Here is an 18,946-nt window from a genome sequence, read left to right on the forward strand (position 1 = left end):
GTTTAATACATTATTTAATATCATCGGCGACGGCCTATTCCGTCAAAAACACAAAAACACAACGAAAATGAGCACAGAACTCGCACTCGTTGCCGCAAAGGCACTCCCAGCCCTCTCGGGCAGTTCTCTCACCTACAATCCTGAGAAGAACGTGTATCTCACCCTCGGTTACACCAGCGCAGCTGGCAACACCTACTACCGAGCCATCCGTCTCTCAAAGAGACTGGCGGTGTACTACCACATCGGTGAAGGCTATGCTCACACGTTCCTCAACGGCATCACGCTGTTCTGTTGGGATGGGCAGAAAGCAAAGATCATCGCCCAGAAGTTCTGGGGAGGTTGCAACTGGAGATGCTTCTCTGAGCAGTTCGCTAAGGAACAAAGCATCATGATGCTGAAAGATTTCCTAACTGGACAGGCAAAGGCACTCGGCTCACACGTCAGCGAGCAGCAGATGCTCTCCTTCTCTCGCGAGATGATCGAGGAAACACAGCGTAAGCAGCTTGTATAAAGCAGCTGCTACGCTAAACAGAGAACAAAGCGAAACAAATAACAAACCTCAAAATCGAAACACATGGCAACACTGACAAAAGCAATCAGCAAGAACCTGTTCGATAGCATTCTGCCAACCTTTGGCAGCCCAAGAGTTCATGTCCCTGCATGGGATAACGGTCAAAAGATGTTCATCTGCGACGAGTACGAAAGTGCCAGTGGCAATCGCTACTATCGTGGCATCCGCTTTTGCGACCGAGTGGTCATTGTTGAAAAGGTAGGCCTCTACCACAACTGGACCTATATCGACGGTATCGAACTCTACGCCTTCAATGGCAAAAGGGTCGAACTCATCCAAAAGCGTGACTATGACAAAGTGCATCGTAACGAGGCATTTGTCCGCATGGAGTCCGAGGCTATGGTCAAAGACTTCCTCGCTGGCATTCTGAAGGCACAACGTACGTCAGTACCTGCAGATCAGCTCGAAAGCCAAACAAAGGAACTCATTGACGGATGCTACAAGAGTTTCCTCGACAGCGATTTCAACACACGTCTCACCCAAATTCTCCCAGCAATCGAACAGCGATGAACATGGAACACACACAGATAGACACACAGAACCAGCAGCAAGTGCTCGCATACGAGCTCATTGCCAACACCAACAGCAGCTTTTTCCTCACAGGCCGTGCAGGAACCGGTAAGACAACCTTCCTCCGCAATGTGCAGAAGATGGTAGACAAGCAGTTCATCACACTGGCACCAACCGGTGTGGCTGCAATTCTGGCAGGTGGTGACACCATACATTCCTTCTTCGGTCTGCCGATGGAGGTGTGCACACCAGGAACATGCGGCAAACTGAATGAGGCACGTATTCTCACTCTTCTCCATGCAGATACCATCATCATCGATGAAGTGTCAATGGTAAGATGTGACATCGTGGACGCCATTGACTACACTCTCCGCAGAGCGCTTCGTACAACTCAGCCTTTCGGTGGGAAGCAAATCATCTTCGTAGGTGATATGTTCCAGTTGCCACCGGTTGTGAGACAGGGCGCTGAACGTGAACTCCTTCACGACATCTACCAGACAGATGATTTCTTCTTCTACAAAGCAGATGCGATCAAACACATGCGCCTCGTGAAGATTGAATTTCAAAAGGTGTATCGTCAGGACGACGACCAGCAGTTCCTTCACATCTTGGAGAACGTTCGCATGAACAAGGTAACCCCAGAGAATATCATGCACCTCAATCAGCGTGTGACCCATCCGCAAAATAAAGATGGCATGGTCATTACGTTGGCATCGCTCAACAAAACCGCTGACGGCATCAACCAACAGCGTTTGGCTGAGATTGATGCAGAAGAGTTCACTTACGAGGGAACCATCGCAGGAAAGTTCGATGACAAGAAACTGCCCGTAGAGCTAAACCTACGATTGAAAGTTGGTGCTCAGGTGATGTTCACACGCAACGACCAGCAAAAACGCTGGGCGAATGGCACTCTGGCAAAGGTGGTCAAACTCACAAAAGACGAAATCCACGTAGAACTGAGCAATGGCGATCAGTACGTGGTTCCATGTACTTCATGGGACTCGGTAAGCTATGAGTACGACCGTGAAGCACGTAAACTGAAGAAGGAGGTGACAGGAACCTTCACTCAGTACCCACTGAAACTGGCATGGGCCATCACCATTCATAAGAGCCAAGGCATGACATTTGACAAGATGTCGCTTGACCTCAGCAGAGGCCTCTTCGCTGCAGGTCAACTCTACGTTGCACTCAGCCGTGTTCGGTCGTTGGATGGACTGTTCCTCTCAAAGGATGTTATCCCACAGTATGCTCACACAAGTCGTGAGATTTTAGCATACGCAAGTGGCTACAACGACGAACAGGTAATCAACAACGAGATAGAAAGTGGAAAGGCTGTCTATGGTGCGCTGCAGAAGAACGACTACGACGAAGCTGCCAAGCAATACCTCTTGTTGGTATGCAAGAAAGCACAAGCCGGCGACATCAAAGAGGCAATGCAACAGGCAAAGCGATTCCTTGACACTCTCATCTGTGACGATGATCTCATGGGGTGTATAGAGAGTGTTCCTGAGGAGCTGCTGACGTCGGGCCATTGGACATCCCAGTTCCTTGCAGCCTTGCTTAGCCTCTATTCTGGCAAGTACGAGCAGGCATTGGAATTTGCAGATGCTGTACTCGAAAACCACCATTGCCAGGAGGCTCTCTATGTGAAGTCACGCGCTTTAGCCATGCTTGAGCGTTACACAGAGGCTGACGCAGTGAACGTTCAGATGGGTGATGTGTTTGACATGGCAACACCAGATGCCAAGGTGCTCTACATGATTGCCATGCTCAACGAAATGCACATCGGTGACCCGGGACTTGATCTGATGCGTAAACTTGTTGAAGCAAAGCCAAAGTATGACAAAGGCATCCATGCGTTGCGCTTGCTGATGAAGCGTCATAACATCATGCTTGACTCTCCAAAAGAAAGCGAACTGATAGAAGCATTCAACTCAGACCTGTCAGACGAAGACTTTGATGCTCAGTTGAAAGAGTGCCGTTCCAAGGCTCCGAAGTCCGTCAGCTACCTGATTCAAAGAATCAAGAAGCAAGAGTTCAACGAAGAGTTACCCCTTGAGCAATAAGGGGTTATCTTCGTTTGACTCCAATTGTTGAGAGTTAATAAAACAGAATATTCACAACCCAAAGTGACATGAAAAACAAAATTGTTGAAAGAATTCAATCTCTTTCGTTTTACGCCATTACTACCTACCATCTTCGATGCTTGCAAAAGGCATCTTCTGCGGTAGGCATCCTCCTCTTCATCAGGGTTGCGCCCATCCCATCTCAAATCGGATGTCGTACCTCCACCTCCTCCAGATGACGGGATTGGCCTGCCTCCAATAAGAGCATCGGCAATAGCTAGAACCTGGACTCGTAAGGATGGTACACTCAACTGGTCAAGCAACTGGCGATAGGCATAATCTTGCTGATGACTGCTGTCCGTTAGGGATTCGTAGTCACCACGCAATTGATTCAACTCTCGATAGTCTGCCAGCACGTTCTTCTGTGCTGCCTTCACTTGACGTTCTGCATCCTGCATATAAAGAGACTCAATCTTTCTGACTATTGATGTGAAGCGTTTAGCTATCTGGTCGTTCTGTTTGTCAAGCCATTTGTCAACACCGAACAATGGCGGTTTCTCAGTAATCCTTGGCGGGTCAAACTCGATCTTGTGGTTGCGGAACGGCTGAATGACACTGCTGACAGTTTCCACCTCCTTGGTCAGTTTCGCCAACTCGCTTTCCTTCCTGCCGATGGCAGCCATCTTGTCATAGACTTTGTTATGTAAATCTACAATCTGACGCTGCAAGCTTTTCCTCTCGTCCTCATAGTCTTGCAGGTGTATCTTGCCACTACGCAGCTTTCCTTCGAGGTTTTCCAATTGCTTTTGCCGTTCCTCTATCTGAGTCTGTAGATTCGCCAGCATAGTTTTGAGTCCTTTGATAGCTTTCTCTGACTGTTGTATGTCCTTGTTGAGCTTACGGATGTAGTCACGCTTGCCAAGATGTTGAACTTGCCGTCCGTCTATACTGTCACCACGGTCAAGGCCATACTTGTTACCGACCTCCTCATAGAGCGACGTATGCATTTCCTTCAGAATCTGGCCATATTCATACTTGTTCTTTCCGAACTTGGCCGACCACATGACGCATTCCAGACCACTCTTTCTGCTGCCAACAGGAACTATCAAGGCGTGAATGTGCGGTGAAGTTTCATCCAAGTGGACCTGAAAGCCGATGATGTTTTCCCGTCCATAGCGACGTACGCACCAGTCATAGACATCCATCACCCATCGTTCAATTTCTGGGCAGCGGTGCAAGTGGCTATTGTCTGCACCTCTGTCTGTACTAACAGTCTGGTCACCAAATGCCATCTGGAGTGTACGGTCATGGTTCCCACCGAAGATAAATTTGGCACACATGTTTGGTTGGTTCTTGCTTCCTTCCTTGAAACTGTGCCAGCCCAGTAGCTCCAATCTCTCTGCCAGACGCACCTCCAAAGATTTCTCTTGATAGCCGAGTGGGTGAATTTTCCCGTCTGGGCCAATCTCAAAGTTAAGATGCTGCCGGGTTTTGTCATAGTGATTGGTTGGATCCTGGTTCTTTTGGTCAAACCGTTCCTCGTTCCAACGACGTTCATTCTCGTTTGCTTCTGCCGTGCTGAAGGACTTCGCTGCATCCATGTGCATGGCTTGTTTGATATCTGTTCTCATAATGTTTCCGATATTTTATAAAGGTTGTTGATTGAGCTTGCTCGTAACGGTCGGGGCTGGTGCTTGCCAGATACCCGACGGGACTTTATTGCTGAAACGCAAAAAGTCCTTATTGTGTTATGGACTTTTATTCTCAGTCCAAGAGAGCAAGCTCTTGGTTACTCTACTAATTCCAGTTGCAGTTTGTCGATTAGTAGTTGCAAAGCAGGATTGCGTTCTATCATTCGCTGGAGAATCATCTGCTTAGTTTCCTGCATCAGGAGAAAGTCGGAAATGTCAAGTCCTGCTTCACGCTGTTCATCAGTTGCCATCTGTTCCAAGACAGTTGAAATGGTTACGCTCTTGCAGATGGGAGTGAGGATGGCGGACTTCTTCGTCCATTTCCCTGTCGCCCCCAGGTCCGGCATCAGAATCACATCCCTGCCATGAAGTACCTGCATGGTTTCCTCATTGAAACAACCATCTTTGCCACCTGTGGCGAGCCAAAGGAAATCTGGCATGAAGTGGGATGCTATCAGACTGGTTTTTTCACTTTCCACCAGCATGACAGTGGCAGAAGATGTAGCAAGCAGATGCTCTCCGAACAGGCATTGCTTCAGATGGAAGTCTGGCAGTTTTAGTTCTGAGTGTACCCAGCAGACCTGCGGTATCGGCTCTTTGATACGGTGTCCGTCCTTGGGATTATACCCCATCAGCTTTCCTGATCGGACGTTACCATCTTTATCAATCTGCCAAAAGACTGTCGCACCTCCCCATTTCTTGGATGTTCCCACCTTATAGCGTTCAAACTGTCTGTTGACTGCTTCCTTGCCAATGGTCCTGCATAGGAACTGGTATAAGGGATTGATGTCGTAGTGGGAAAGAGTCTTTTGAATAGTGTCGGGAGGGATAAAAGACGGAGTAACAGGCTCAGCCTTAACCTTGGCTGGCATGATAGGCTTGTTAGTCATATCATATCTCCATGTTTCATTATCATAGTTGTTGGGCTTCATGTCGGGATTGTCCATGAAGAAGTCTTTAGGCGTATAATGGTAGCCACACGAATTCTCATGGTCGCATCTTCCCACATAGTCGGGGAACTAAATCTTACCTTCCTCGTCAACATATCTGACAAAGCATCGCTTTCTGCCGCATTGGGGACATGTTTGTTTTGGGGTCTTCCCAGCTATGTATTTCTGTAAATGGAATCGGTATTCATTCATAATTATAAATCTTTTTGAGTTATTGAATAAGGGTCGTTACACGACGGAACTTTACACTTTTACACTTTGGGAAAATGTAAAGTGTAAAATGTATCGGGTGTATCAGAGTCGTTTTTTGTAAACACCATGTGCCGTTTTCTGAAGAATCCGTTCCTCACACATTCTGGCTAAGTCCTTCTTCACAGTACTCTCGCAGACACCAATTTCTGCACCTGCTTTGATAGCATCAGCAGTGGTAAAATCTATCTGTACTAAATCAAGAAAGGCTTTTTTCAAAGGAGGCATGGTCTCTGTCCGGATGTGTGACTTGATGCTCTGGTACGACAGTTCCAGATAGTCATACAAGCGGATGGCAGCCTGAACAGAACGGACATCTATGTACTGCATGTGGATTTCGTCACAAGCCCAGCCCAAGAGCTGAAAGACCAGAGCAAGTCGGGCCACATTGGAATCGGCTTTCATCATACGACTGTCAATAAGCCTTTCGTCCTCAATGCTATTGGCTTTCTCAACGAGGGCATTTTTCCATTGGGCAAAGAACCTGTAGGCTTCTTCGCTCATGTATAATACCTTGGGCAAGATAATACCTTTCTCATCATGATCAGGTTCCAGTGAAAGTAGCTTATCAATAATCGCTTTCCACTTCCGATAGACACTCTCTGCCCTGTCGTTACCTTGGGAACCAGCATTCAGGTTTTCCTCCATCTTTGGGATGTCACGATTCTTGGGATGAAGGAACAAGATGCGATCTATCAGTCCACTTGATACATTCTCTTTCGTGAAGAGTTCCCCAATGCGTTGCGTCTGGGTAGTGCCGATAATGTTGACACATGGATGTGGAATGATGATGGGAACTGGATTATTACAACGGGACACCTTCAAGGGTTTTCCGCTATAGGCAGTCAGTAGTTGAGTAAGCAAAGGACTGTCATTGTAGCGATAGATACTGTTGAAGAACCCCATGATTTCATCCACAAGGATAACAATACCACGTTGATTATCATTATGGATCCTCATCATAGCCTCCTGTGTGAGATCGGAGAGAATGGTCTGCACGAGAACTGGTTTGCCGGTATCAGTGGCATTGCCTTTGTTTCCGGCATTCAGTTCTGCATAGCGTTTGTTTTCTTCAATGAACTTGCTGATCAGGAGAAAGTCATGTTCTTGAAGTGGACGGAACGCATAGTCAAGTGGTGGAGTTTTACCCTGCCCAGGTCTTCCTATCAGGATGACATACAGGGCTGGGCAACTCTTCCATGAGCCACGGATGCGAATGTGACAGCTGTTTCCGATAGCGGTAGCTGCTGCCGACAGCATACTCAGGGTCAGATACTCCAAATCGAACTGCTCTATGCGGGCCACCTCAAAGATGATGTCCTGCAACTTGTGCGGGAAGGCATCGAGGGGAATACCGATGTCTTTCACGCCTTTGGCTTCCATGCGGATTTTGTTGGTTAGAGCCAGAACACCTTGGCTGTTATTCTCAATCTTTTCCATAGTCACCAAATGATTTGTTCTGAACTCCGAGAATCTTCTTTACATCCGATTCACGATACTTTACTTTGGAACCAACCTTAACAGGCTTCAGATAGCTCTTCTTGTCCCAATGCCAGAGGGTGGCATCGCAAACACCGAGGCGTTTCTTTGTTTCTTCTTTGGTTAGCAGACAATCTTGCTTGTTGTCTTGCATGACCATCGCAACCTCATTGACTGCGCGACTTATCAGTTCCTCAGAGAAGTTGCGCAAGTCCTCACCAGTAATTTCTAACTTGATGTTAGCATTACCTGTTGAAAGAATAGACATTAAATCTGTCATAGCCATACATGCGCCACCAGATTTTTGACCCTCTCATCTTGGTGGCATTATAGATGAAAAAGCCACCGCTCCACTTGGAACGATGGCACAAAAGTATAGCTAAAAATAATTGATTTTCAACGATTTGCAATTCTTGTATTTCAGCGAAACAGGAAGCGAAATACAAGAAATCGATTTGGACTGAAAAACATTGAAGACGTGCTCAAATATTCGGATTATTGAGCAGAATTATCCGTTGATTGCAACTTCTTTTTGAAGTCATCAATGTACTTCCGTTCAAGGTTTGTAGGCAATAGCAAGTCCCCTGCCTCATCAAAGATTTTGCGAAACGCAATCTGGAAATTCCTTGTTCCTTTCAAGTCTATTGTTGGGACAAGTTCTTGAAGTAATTTGTGGAAGGTTGTAGCATTACACCTATCAAGGAAACCGAGTTCCTGCAATGCAGCATAGAGATACGACATATCTGGGGCAGTATGCCTGAAAGCGAGTATGGCTTTGATGCGGTCTATCACCTCTTCCTTGTTTGAGCAAAGAAGGTAATCCTCGAATGAAATCTTTGGCGTTGCAATGTCTGCCTTTTCGACTAATGGACTTGTACTCTTCACTTCCTCGATAACATCATCAGCCACATTTCCATTTCTCATAGCTTCTTTGTCTGCCTTAAAGAGGGCCCAGTCTTCCTTGGTTCGCATCTTGTTCCTGATACTTCCTTTGATGACGAACTTAATCATAACCTTGTATATCCATCGCTCTGCCTTACCACATTTAGGATCAGCGATTTCTGTCTCCAGACGTTCCACCATTGTTTCATAGCACTTGCCATAATAAAGCCATGCTAAGAGACAGGGAACAATCGATGAGGATTCCACGTTATGAAACTCATCGACTAACTTGGATGCAGTACCTTCGTCTGCGACAAACGTTTCAAAGTCTTTCTCTTGGGGAGTTATGTCACCATGAAACTCACTCCTTGCCTTTTTCATCAGCTTGGGTGCCAATCGCATCGCCAGAGAGTATACCTGTTGAATACTCTGGTATGACTTGCTATTGATGTCTTCCACGAAGGCATCGTATTCATCGAGATGGTTGTCAAGCCAGTTCTTTATTTCCTGCTTGAATTGCTCAAAATCTTGCTTAGCCATAGTCTAATCCAATAATTTAACCAAGTCTTTTTTCATTTCCTCATCAATATCTCTATATCTCTGGAAAGCCTTGCTGCCTTCTTTATGACCAGACAGGGCTGAAACGAGATTGGGGTCCTTTACCTTTCTATAAATGTTACCGATGAAAGTCCTTCGTGCCATGTGGCTACTGGCAACTTCGTGTATGGGGCGTTTCACCTCTTCTCGTGTCAGAGGGTCTAACGTGGTGACAATCCTATCAATGCCTGCAAGTTTGAAAAACTCTTTGATGGCCGTATTGTATTTCTGTTCTGAAATGAAGGGAAGCAGTCTTGGTCCATCATAGTCCTTATAGCGCTTGAGGATTTCTTTCGCTTTTTCGTTTAGCGGAACACGAACCGTTAAAGGACGACCTTCTTTTGTCTTCTTTGGTATATACTCAACAGCACCATTGACAACGTTCTGCTTAGTCATCCTATAGAGGTCGCTCACACGACAACCTATGAGCGACTGAAAGATGAAGATGTCACGTTGGATGGCAAGTTGTGGCCGGGCAGACAGGTCTGCATTCCATATTTTTTCCCTTTCTTCTAATGAAATATAAATAGGTGTACCATACTTGCACTCCTCAATGGGGAACTTGTCAAATGGACGATTGGTAGTTTTGTCATTCTCGTAGCACCATAAAAAGAAAGTTCTGATTCGCGAGAAGCAATCTATCAGCGTATTCTTGCCTCTGGGTTGTGGCGTTCGCTTTTCAGGAATATCTTCGTAGATTTGAGGATATTTCTCAAAGTACTTATATTCGTTCTCAAAGAAGTCCCACATGTCAGCCAGCGTCTCTTTGGTGACATCATTCACATCAAGCACAAAGTCTTTCTTGTTCCGCTTAACCTTCCTAACATAAAGTTCGTATCGGAGCATGGAGCGTTTGACAACCTTGAAATTCTTTTTGCGAACTTCAGAAAGGCGGTGCTTCTCCAGAAACTCATCAAAAAGTTGCTCAAAGGTCTGTTTCTTTTCTCCTTCGGGCGTAAACTTATCGGGATTATAGTATCTGACAAGAGCTGCCTTCAACCAGTCCTTATCCAGATTATCCTTGTCTCGGTTGTATTCCTTCTCGATGAAGCCTTTGAGTTTACGCAGTTCCTCATTGGTCTCAGAGCGAAGTTTGGGGTCACAAACAGCCTTTGACTTGACGCATTCATTCTTTTCATCCCATAAGTTGGGGTTAATGGAAAGTGCAGTTTGAGCAACGGAGTCTAATCGCCTGCCATCCCTTAGGCGCAGGTATATGGTGGCAGTCGATTCCGTGTCATAACGCTTTGCTGACTTTTTGATAATGAACGTAACTTTCATACTTCTTTATTGATGGTGGGGAAATCTGGGGACAGAGGTAATACTTTTTCTGGGTACCACCAAAGATTTTCCCCACATTTTCCCCACATCTGCTAAATATCTCGCAAACTGACTAAATGCGATTAAATTTATAAGTATAGCGTAAATTGTTGGAAATCAATGTGTATTAAGCGAATTTGAATGATTTCCATTTTCATCCCCTTTAATCGATTTCAGAATATTCAAATGCGGCTCTGGGTACTGAAAGGAGAGAAGCTTGCTTCTCTCCTTTTTTTGTTGCCTCCCTTTGATTACTCATATCCTATTGACACCCGTTGGCGAATTAATTTTGTGCGACACTTTTATGAGTACAAGAAGACAAAAAATTGCATAACAAAAAAAAGAGCAAGCGGCTTCAGAACATGTAATGTAATGTCATGATTCTGAAACCGCTGAACTAATATTTTCACAAAAAGCCATCAGACCGTAAATGCGGTGTTAAACTGATGACAGATTGAAGCAACTTTCCAAACGACTATTCGTCTTCTCTTTCCTCACGGTAGCATTCGTATACCGATGCCATGTCTGGACAGCACACACTTGCCTTCATTGCCAGGCTGTCAAACTCCTTGCGCTGCTTGCTGGAACCGCGTGCCATGGTGCCGGCAACGATGAGGTCTGCCGTATAGCTGCTCGACGAGAAGGGCACGTTGACTCCGTTCGTCATCGCCGACAGTTCCTTATACCACGGCAACGGATTGATAGACACGGTGTCGATCTTGATGCGGCGCTTCGATGCCTTCTTTGCCTCATGGCGCCAGTCAATCTGGTTGCGCACCACATAATTCTTATAGGTGTAGCCCAGTTCGTGGGGTTCGGCGTCGGAGATGAGCAGGATGCTGCGTGTGGAACCATGGCGCCACGAAGTCTCCTCCACTATCTTCTTTATCACCAGCTCGTAGAACTCGTCGCCGTCGCCGCCGCAGGTATCCTTGGTATTCTTTATAAACTTTATGATGCTGTTCTCATTCCGCGTAAGCGGCAGACACTGATAGGCGTCGCCGAAATCATTCTTGCCGTTCATGTCGCAATAGTCGCCGAAAGCCACAATGCCGAGACGCAGGTCGTCATTGTCCTTGAAGAGTCGTGGAATAAGGTCGGCCACCTGACGGCGCACGTCGTCGATATATGCCGCCATCGAACCGGTGGTGTCGAAGGCAATCACCATATCGAGCATTCCCACCTTCTTGGGAGCGATGTCTTTCATACCCTTCTCGTCTGCGCCACCGATAGTTGTAGTCGTGTTCTCTACGATAGTAGTTTCTTTCTTTGTATTGAAAATCTTTTTCATAATGGTAATGTTTAATTGTTTACTTCTTTTCTATTTATAAGACCATTTCAGAAAAAAATTAAGCAAGAAACGGAAAATAATAAGTTTTTTCAGAAGAACAATGGAATCTTTCAATAAGACAAGCGGCACCTCAACAATAAAAACAAGCAGGCTTGCTTTGTATTGTCTTCGGTTTGCATTATCTTTGAATAAGATAAGCGGCACCTCAACAATAAAAACAAGCAAGCTTGTTTTGTATTGTCTTCGGTTTGCATTATCTTTGCCATGGAGAATAAAATCGGCATACAATAACAACATTCAGCTTATGGCTCATCTTCCAGACGACATAATACTAAACGGCTTCATATCCTTCAACGGCGATATGACCAAAGAGTACTTCTATGGCTACTGCCGGCGTGCATACAGCATATACGACAGGAAATACCAGCTACACGGCAAGGCGGGACTTGACTTCTATTCACTCGCCCACGACTACTACATACAGTTGCTCACCCACCATTTCGAACCTCTGCTCAAGAAACCGAAAGCGGCCAAACTGTCTACATGGATGGTGAGGGGTTTCCATTTCGTGGTGCTCGATGCACTGAAGGCTTACAACAAGGAGTATGAGCATCTCTCTGAAGAGGCTTCCGATGTGGTGTTGGAATATGTGCGGTCCACCGACAAGGAGGAGGGCATGCTGCTGCAAGTGGCAGAGGCTGTGGCATCACACTACCACGACCGCATGATGCAGGAGATAGCCCACATGGTGTTTTATGCCGGATTCAAACAGAAGGACGTGGCGGCACAGCTCGGCATCACTCCGGCTGCAGTGAACATGAGATACAAGAAGATGATGGAGGAAGTGGTGACTCCCTACGTAATCGAGAATTACGGCGAAGGTCTCACCATGGCTCCGGTCATGGAACGCTGCATGGAAGACAGTTCGGCAGACGCATGCTTCAGCAAGGCAAGTCCGATGTCAGCAGCTTCACTCTCACGCTTCGCCAACTGGCAACAGGAATCAGAACAAAATACAGATATCATGAACAGAAGAATCACACCATCACTAATCACCGCCCTCAAGCCGAACGAGATATTCGTGTTCGGTTCAAACCTGCAGGGCATCCACGCCGGCGGCGCGGCACGTGCGGCGAGACTGCATTTCGGTGCCGTAATGGGACAGGGCGTAGGAATGCAGGGACAGTCGTATGCCATCCCAACCATGCAGGGAGGCACGGAGACCATCAAGCCCTACGTTGACGAATTCGTGGAATATGCCCGTAAGCATCCCGAACTCCATTTCCTCGTCACTGCCATCGGCTGTGGCATAGCGGGATTTGATGCCGACGACATCGCCCCACTGTTTGAAGAGGCAAAGGACATTGAGAACATCTCGCTGCCCGATGAGTTCTGGGATGTGCTGGAATAAGCCAACAACAGACTGATGACCGATTGGGGAATAACAGAGTATGATGACAACAGGACGTTCTCTCCACCAACGACAACGCATAATAGATAAGGTATAATCAAGAACAATAAAAAACAATAACATCATGAAGAAACTGAAGATGCTACTGCTGACCTGCTTTATGGTCATGACCAATGCCGCCATGGCGCAAGACCACCTCAATCTGCCATACTTCATCTCCGGACCGATACAATACGGAATGGTGTCGGAGACGGCACTGACATACCAGGGAGAGGCCACCGTGCAACGGTGTATGGAACCGGGCCTGAAGCATGTCAAGATTCCATACAATGTGTCAAGAGGACTGACGAACTGGACCATAGAGGTGATTGCCTGCGGTGCCTTCGACGGTTGCTCGCTGGAGTCGATAACGCTAAACGATGCCATAAAGTTCATCGAGTCACAAGCATTCACCAGATGTCCGCTGAAGACTTTCACCTGTCCTGCCAAGCTGCGCCACATCGGCATGAGTGCCTTTCAATGGTGTACGGAGCTTGAATCGATACATACCGACAACAACCTCAAGGGCATCGGTAACGCCTGCTTCTGGGGATGCATCAAACTGAAACGCTTCGACTGTCCGAAAGACATGCACACTATCGGTGAGAACGCTTTCAGATGCTGCACCTCGTTGGAGTATGTCACTCTTGGCGATGACATGATAAACATCGGCGAAGGTGCATTCAGCGACACTCCAAACCTGAAGGCGATAGCAATAACCAACAGGAATCCTCACGACGCTCCTAACGCTTTCTGCCGCGAAGTGCTGCAGAACACATGGCTCGTAGTTCCTGACGGATGTGTGGGAAAATACAAGGCGAAGAAAGGTTGGCAGGACTTCGTGCACGTGATTGAGCGGAGCAAACTGAAATAAGACCTTGCATCTGCTCCACCAACCTTTTTATCCCAAAACGGTCATTAGGCCTTGTCGACCTAATGACCGTTTTGGTACTTATATACATAGCTGAAAAATTCTACAACATAGTTCGGAATGAATCCACCACGCCAAGCAGATGCTTCTCCTCGTCAACCACGAGAACACAGTGTATCTTGTTCTGATGGAGCACCTGTTCTATGTCGGTAATCTTCATTTCCGGCGACACCATCTTCGGCGTCTTCGTCATGATGTCGGCAACGGTGAGTTGGAAGAATCTGTCCTGCGAGCTCTCCATTGCACGGCGTATGTCGCCGTCGGTGACGAGACCCACCACCTTGCCGTCAACCACCGGCACACACAGTCCCAGTCTGCCGTTGCTCACATGTATAACGGCCTCGCCGAGCTTCGTCTGAGGGTCTACTACAGGCAGGTCGTCGGAACGCATCACGTCCTTAGCCCTGGTGAGCAGTCGTCTGCCGAGCGAACCGCCTGGATGGAACTGTGCGAAATCGGTAGCCTTGAAGTTGCGTGCCACCATCAGCGCACATGCCAGGGCGTCGCCCAGGGCGAGGGCTGCCGTAGTGGATGATGTGGGAGCGAGTCCCAACGGACAAGCCTCACGGCTCACTCTGGAGTTCAGATGGGCAGTGGCATATTTGGCGAGCAGCGACTCCGGGTTTCCGCTCATTCCGATAACAGGGATCTTATGTTCGATGAGATACGGCAGGAAGCGCAGCAGCTCATCGGTCTGTCCGGAATTAGACAATGCCAACACCACATCCTCTGCCTGTATCACGCCGAGATCGCCGTGGAAGGCATCAAGGGGATTGATGAAGAAGCTCGGCGTTCCCGTTGAAGAGAGCGTAGCGGCAATCTTCGCACCGATATGTCCGCTCTTGCCCACTCCGGTAACGATGAGCTTTCCCTTACACTGTAGTATGATATCGACAGCCTTGTCGAAATTGTCATCGATATTGGGTATGAGTTCAAGGAGAGCCTTCGACTCGTCCTCGATACATTTTATTGCTGTATGTGTGTATTTCATAATTCTACTTTTGTTTTCCGATTATTCCCATCAGCACAGACTGACGGGACGGCAGTTTCTGTTAGTCAAGCAGACTCTTCACCACTCCTTCGAGGTCTTTCAGATAGAGCATGTTCGGTCCGTCGCTGAGGGCATGGTCCGGGTCGGGATGCGTCTCGAAGAAATATCCCTGTGCTCCGAACGCCTTTGCCGCCAACGCCATCATCGGCACATACTGACGGTCGCCGCCAGTCTTTCCGCCGGCTCCTCCTGGCCGCTGCACGCTGTGTGTGCAGTCCATCACCACGCGGTCGGCATACTGCGACATGGCTGGCAGATTGCGGAAGTCCACCACAAGATTATTGTATCCGAAGCTGTTGCCTCTCTCGGTAAGCCACACCTCCTTGGCACCTGCCTCACGGCATTTCTCCACGGGATAGCGCATGTCTTCGCCAGAAAGAAACTGCGCCTTCTTGATGTTCACCGTGCGTCCGGTGCGTGCTGCCTCTACGAGGAGGTCGGTCTGGCGGCACAGGAATGCAGGAATCTGCAACACGTCCACCACCTCTCCGGCTGCCTTTGCCTGCCAGCTCTCATGGATATCGGTGAGCAGCGGCAGATGGTATTTCTCTCTCACGTCGGCAAGCATCTGCAGTCCGCGTTCCAGTCCCGGGCCGCGGAAGGAGTGTATCGACGTGCGGTTTGCCTTGTCGAAGGATGCCTTGAAATAGAATGTGCGGCCCGTCAGGTCGCTTAGTCGCTTTATCTCTGCCGCTATGGTGTCGAGCAATTCTGCCGACTCTATGACACATGGTCCGGTGATAAATATTGGATCCATTTGTTGATGATAAGTTTTGTTTCTAATAATTATAACAATCCCTGCCTTCTCCCGCCCTCACCTCAACGGACTACAAGGACGCAAAAAAGCATATTTCTCAATTTCACGGCAAATATAACACATCAACTCCAAGCAGCAAAGGATTTTCCTGAAAATCTTTGGCCACTATATTCCTTTAGCCCATCCGATACAGAAACTAAAAATCACATGAACATATATGAACATCTGTTTAGAAGGCTTGCCATGTCAGCAATAATCATTAACGACCTATTATCGCAATAAGGTGAGATTGGTGTAATTCTTAACAGTTGTTTACGAGCACAGCATATTCTAAATGTTAATATTTTATAAACTAAACATATTATCTTACTTATTTTATCTATCAGAATAAATTATATATATATTTGCAATACATAATAGCTTGTAAGCAACAAAGTGTTAATTAACATAGTACGAACCTAATTTTTTACATCATGAAAAAAGTACTATTTTATTTATTATTATTTATCTGTAGCTTTTCCACGGCAACATTTGCTCAGAGCTATCGCAGAGTTTCCGAAAAAGAAGCACTGTACATTGCCCAAAAACAATTTACAGGTAAAGATGTTGATTATTACATCAACAAGGACATGAATTCAGCCGTATGGATAATCTTTGTGGATGCAGAACCTATGAAAGGTTGGGAACACGACTGTTTCATTTTGGGCATTCCAAAGTCAACATGTGGCAGCATCGATGAGATCGTACCTAACATTAAGCGAATGAGCATGCCTCCAAATGACAAGTTCACACCACTTCTTGTAAAGAACAGGTACGGAAACAATGTGAATTTAAAACCTCAAGTTAAAAAGAGCAATTCCACAAACGAAGTTCCCGAGGTTGCACAAAGAACTTATGCCATCATTATAAGCGGTGGCGGAAATATGAATACCAACTATGAGCGCTACTGGAATGACTGTTCTTTTATTTACCAAACATTGGTAAACAAATATGGTGTACCAAAAGAAAATGTATACCCCATAATGTCTGACGGTAACAATCCTGCAGCAGACATGAGATCCATATCTGGAACTTACCTGTCTCAACCACTCGACCTTGACAATGATGGCGTAGACGAAATCAAGCTTGCCGCATCAAAAGAAAACGTAAGAAAGACCCTTGATCTTTTAAGCAGCAAACTAAGGAAAGACGATCATCTGTTCCTATATGTTATAGACCATGGCGGAACGGATGACAAGAAAAGCATATCTTATATTTGTTTGTGGAACAATGAAAGACTATACGATTACGAATTAGCATCATTGCTTGAACCGTTTACTTCTAAGCTCGTTAATGTCAACGTTGTCCTTGGACAATGTTTTGCCGGCGGTTTCAATGATAATTTAACAAAAGTGGGATGCGTCGTGGCGGCAGCCTCAAAAGGAAGCGAGTCGTCATGGTCTTGCAAAGACATCCCTTACGATGAGTTCGTATATCAATGGACCTGCGCAGTAAATGAAGCGACCCATGATAATGCCCACATACAGTCAGACGTTGACAACAATGGTAGAGTAACCATGGAAGAAGCTTTCAATTATGCAAGAGCCAATGACAGGCGACCTGCAGAACATCCTATGTATGTCTCCACGCCTGTTTCCGTAGGAGAAGATTTGGCATTTAACCATCTGGCTCCATCTGTAGACTTATATATTAAAGACAACCCTGAAGATACAGGCAAAGAACCCAACTTGACTACTAAGGAATTTTGGAAGAGCCCTTCAATTTGGGTACGAAATAAAAAAGACAGCATATACGAGCATCAAAATCCAGAATATTCTTCAGACCACCCTGCAGCATTTGTATATGTCCGCATTCACAATAGGGGCAAAGAAGATTTCAATACCAATAACAAATGGCTCTTGGTATATTGGGCGAAAGCATCTACAGGATTAACGGCAAAAGCTTGGAAGGGGCGCGAATTATACAATGGCGAATATGTGACTGGCCATTATATGGAACCTCAAAATATCGGCACAATCAAAGCAGGGGATTATAAAGACCTCTGCATTAGTTGGGCACTACCTGTAATCATGTCCAAAGAGCCAGACGACGACTCTCATTATTGTCTATTGGCTAGAATAATGGATACCTCATACGATGACGGATATGAAAAAGGTAAAACTTATTTCGACTTGCTTGGAAACAACGACCAAGCTCAGAAGAACGTGACAATCATTCGGAAAGAAGACGTTGAGAAGACGTTTAAGGTATATGTGAGGAATGTGCACCCCGTAGACAAAGCGTACACGCTAGAACTTATTCCTGCAACCCACGCTGACTCAACTATATATAATAGAGCGAAAGTAGAAATAACGATGAGCCAAAAGATATATGACGCTTGGGAACGAGGAGGATTTCAATCTCAAGATATAAGGCAAACCAATACGTCGAGTCCGCGAAAAGTGAAGTTTGTATCTCCACAGAGCAAGATCCTAAATTTGTCTCTTAAGGCAAATGAATTTGATGTGATTCAACTAAAATTCGATTTTAACCGGTATGAAATAGGCAGTTCTACGTACACACTTGATCTGGTTCAGAAAGACATGGATGGGAATATTATAGGCGGAGAAACGTTTATCGTCGAATCGCCAACAGTCCCAACAAGTATGCCTGTTACTCCTGTAGTAATGTCAACTCCACAAAATGACGGGAAATACCTGCTTGAAGTTGAAAATTATAAAGAATTTACTAATCTGAAATGGATTGATGGAAGAGGTGAAACTTTAGGAAACAACAAAACCATTGAAGTAACGCCATTAGAAAACGGAAACACTTTCACAGTTGCTGCCATGATGGACGACGGGAATGTTGTGACAGAAAACATATCTTTAAGTAGCAACATCGGAATAAAATCTGCATCAGCAAAGGACAAAACCATTTTCATTAATTTGAAAGGCAATGCACCTAAGAATGCGGCAATATTAGTAACTTCTACAATTGACGGCACCACTAAAATAAACGAGATGGTACAAGAAGGGAATGCCACTATGACATTGGACGGTTCTAATCTTAAAAAGGGAATATATGTCGTTTCCTTTAGCGTAAATGAAAATGTGGTTGATCGACAAAAAATCGAAATTGAATAGTTGTGACAAGAAGGAAATCATAGCGT

At 46.1% G+C, this 18,946-nt stretch carries 14 protein-coding genes and 1 pseudogene; 6 read left to right on the forward strand and 9 right to left on the reverse strand.

Annotation, left to right across the window (positions count from 1 at the left end; translation table 11 throughout):
- Positions 1-67: 67 nt before the first annotated feature.
- The 3 genes from ACDC99_RS09340 to ACDC99_RS09350 all read left to right on the forward strand — a co-directional run bounded on the left by ACDC99_RS09340 (position 68) and on the right by ACDC99_RS09350 (position 3,147).
- Positions 68-511 (forward strand): hypothetical protein, encoded by a 444-nt coding sequence (locus tag ACDC99_RS09340; protein ID WP_370756630.1) that lies wholly within the window; start codon positions 68-70, stop codon positions 509-511.
- A 168-nt stretch (positions 512-679) separates the two neighbouring features.
- The gene (locus ACDC99_RS09345) at positions 680-1,081 is read left to right on the forward strand and encodes a hypothetical protein (RefSeq protein ID WP_370756631.1); all 402 of its coding nucleotides are present in this window, start codon (positions 680-682) and stop codon (positions 1,079-1,081) included.
- Between the two features lie 2 nt (positions 1,082-1,083).
- Positions 1,084-3,147 (forward strand): ATP-dependent DNA helicase, encoded by a 2,064-nt coding sequence (locus tag ACDC99_RS09350; RefSeq protein ID WP_370756923.1) that lies wholly within the window; start codon positions 1,084-1,086, stop codon positions 3,145-3,147.
- Here the strand turns inward: ACDC99_RS09350 and mobV are convergent.
- The 7 genes and pseudogenes from mobV to ACDC99_RS09385 all read right to left on the reverse strand — a co-directional run bounded on the left by mobV (position 3,096) and on the right by ACDC99_RS09385 (position 11,606).
- Positions 3,096-4,778, reverse strand: a complete 1,683-nt coding sequence (gene mobV, locus ACDC99_RS09355) for a MobV family relaxase (protein ID WP_370756632.1) — start codon at positions 4,776-4,778, stop codon at positions 3,096-3,098. The two genes, ACDC99_RS09350 and mobV, sit on opposite strands and share 52 nt — an antisense overlap.
- A gap of 158 nt (positions 4,779-4,936) precedes the next feature.
- Positions 4,937-5,980, reverse strand: a pseudogene (locus ACDC99_RS09360) (DUF6371 domain-containing protein).
- Between the two features lie 102 nt (positions 5,981-6,082).
- Entirely contained in the window at positions 6,083-7,477 is a 1,395-nt protein-coding gene (locus ACDC99_RS09365) for a DUF3987 domain-containing protein (RefSeq protein WP_370756633.1), read from the reverse strand.
- Positions 7,464-7,796 (reverse strand): helix-turn-helix transcriptional regulator, encoded by a 333-nt coding sequence (locus ACDC99_RS09370; protein ID WP_370756634.1) that lies wholly within the window; start codon positions 7,794-7,796, stop codon positions 7,464-7,466. Before ACDC99_RS09370 ends, ACDC99_RS09365 begins: the two co-directional genes overlap by 14 nt.
- Before the next feature lie 215 nt (positions 7,797-8,011).
- Entirely contained in the window at positions 8,012-8,938 is a 927-nt protein-coding gene (locus tag ACDC99_RS09375) for a DUF6043 family protein (protein ID WP_370756635.1), read from the reverse strand.
- A 3-nt stretch (positions 8,939-8,941) separates the two neighbouring features.
- Positions 8,942-10,276, reverse strand: coding sequence for a site-specific integrase (locus tag ACDC99_RS09380; protein ID WP_370756636.1), 1,335 nt, complete (start codon positions 10,274-10,276; stop codon positions 8,942-8,944).
- A gap of 514 nt (positions 10,277-10,790) precedes the next feature.
- Positions 10,791-11,606, reverse strand: a complete 816-nt coding sequence (locus tag ACDC99_RS09385; RefSeq protein ID WP_022317571.1) for a vWA domain-containing protein — start codon at positions 11,604-11,606, stop codon at positions 10,791-10,793.
- 1,024 nt (positions 11,607-12,630) lie between these two features.
- Here ACDC99_RS09385 and ACDC99_RS09390 point away from each other — a divergent pair.
- Together ACDC99_RS09390 and ACDC99_RS09395 are read left to right on the forward strand one after the other, a co-directional pair.
- A complete protein-coding gene (locus ACDC99_RS09390) occupies positions 12,631-13,017 on the forward strand; it encodes an A1S_2505 family phage non-structural protein (RefSeq protein WP_042520236.1) in 387 nt (128 codons plus the stop codon).
- 124 nt (positions 13,018-13,141) lie between these two features.
- Positions 13,142-13,930 (forward strand): leucine-rich repeat domain-containing protein, encoded by a 789-nt coding sequence (locus ACDC99_RS09395; protein ID WP_370756637.1) that lies wholly within the window; start codon positions 13,142-13,144, stop codon positions 13,928-13,930.
- Positions 13,931-14,030: 100 nt separating this feature from the next.
- Here the strand turns inward: ACDC99_RS09395 and ACDC99_RS09400 are convergent, their stop codons facing one another.
- Both ACDC99_RS09400 and kdsA read right to left on the reverse strand, forming a co-directional pair.
- Positions 14,031-14,978 carry a KpsF/GutQ family sugar-phosphate isomerase gene (locus ACDC99_RS09400; RefSeq protein WP_042520191.1) on the reverse strand — a complete coding sequence of 316 codons (948 nt, stop codon included), beginning with the start codon at positions 14,976-14,978 and terminating at the stop codon, positions 14,031-14,033.
- Between the two features lie 61 nt (positions 14,979-15,039).
- Positions 15,040-15,822, reverse strand: a complete 783-nt coding sequence (kdsA, locus tag ACDC99_RS09405) for a 3-deoxy-8-phosphooctulonate synthase (RefSeq protein ID WP_262503257.1) — start codon at positions 15,820-15,822, stop codon at positions 15,040-15,042.
- 446 nt (positions 15,823-16,268) lie between these two features.
- On the opposite strand from kdsA, the gene ACDC99_RS09410 reads away from it, so the two are divergent.
- The gene (locus ACDC99_RS09410) at positions 16,269-18,920 is read left to right on the forward strand and encodes a C13 family peptidase (RefSeq protein ID WP_308007238.1); all 2,652 of its coding nucleotides are present in this window, start codon (positions 16,269-16,271) and stop codon (positions 18,918-18,920) included.
- Positions 18,921-18,946 lie beyond the last annotated feature (26 nt).

The sequence above is a fragment of the Prevotella pectinovora genome, assembly GCF_041323955.1.
Lineage (GTDB): Bacteria > Bacteroidota > Bacteroidia > Bacteroidales > Bacteroidaceae > Prevotella > Prevotella pectinovora.

Coding starts and splice junctions, on each gene's coding strand:
- ACDC99_RS09370 (WP_370756634.1), bottom strand. CDS start 7,796: ATGACAGATTTAATGTCTATTCTTTCAACAGGTAATGCTAACATCAAG.
- ACDC99_RS09385 (WP_022317571.1), bottom strand. CDS start 11,606: ATGAAAAAGATTTTCAATACAAAGAAAGAAACTACTATCGTAGAGAAC.
- ACDC99_RS09395 (WP_370756637.1), top strand. CDS start 13,142: ATGAAGAAACTGAAGATGCTACTGCTGACCTGCTTTATGGTCATGACC.
- ACDC99_RS09380 (WP_370756636.1), bottom strand. CDS start 10,276: ATGAAAGTTACGTTCATTATCAAAAAGTCAGCAAAGCGTTATGACACG.
- ACDC99_RS09390 (WP_042520236.1), top strand. CDS start 12,631: ATGAACAGAAGAATCACACCATCACTAATCACCGCCCTCAAGCCGAAC.
- ACDC99_RS09410 (WP_308007238.1), top strand. CDS start 16,269: ATGAAAAAAGTACTATTTTATTTATTATTATTTATCTGTAGCTTTTCC.
- ACDC99_RS09375 (WP_370756635.1), bottom strand. CDS start 8,938: ATGGCTAAGCAAGATTTTGAGCAATTCAAGCAGGAAATAAAGAACTGG.
- ACDC99_RS09400 (WP_042520191.1), bottom strand. CDS start 14,978: ATGAAATACACACATACAGCAATAAAATGTATCGAGGACGAGTCGAAG.
- ACDC99_RS09340 (WP_370756630.1), top strand. CDS start 68: ATGAGCACAGAACTCGCACTCGTTGCCGCAAAGGCACTCCCAGCCCTC.
- ACDC99_RS09345 (WP_370756631.1), top strand. CDS start 680: ATGTTCATCTGCGACGAGTACGAAAGTGCCAGTGGCAATCGCTACTAT.
- ACDC99_RS09350 (WP_370756923.1), top strand. CDS start 1,084: ATGGAACACACACAGATAGACACACAGAACCAGCAGCAAGTGCTCGCA.
- ACDC99_RS09365 (WP_370756633.1), bottom strand. CDS start 7,477: ATGGAAAAGATTGAGAATAACAGCCAAGGTGTTCTGGCTCTAACCAAC.
- mobV (WP_370756632.1), bottom strand. CDS start 4,778: ATGAGAACAGATATCAAACAAGCCATGCACATGGATGCAGCGAAGTCC.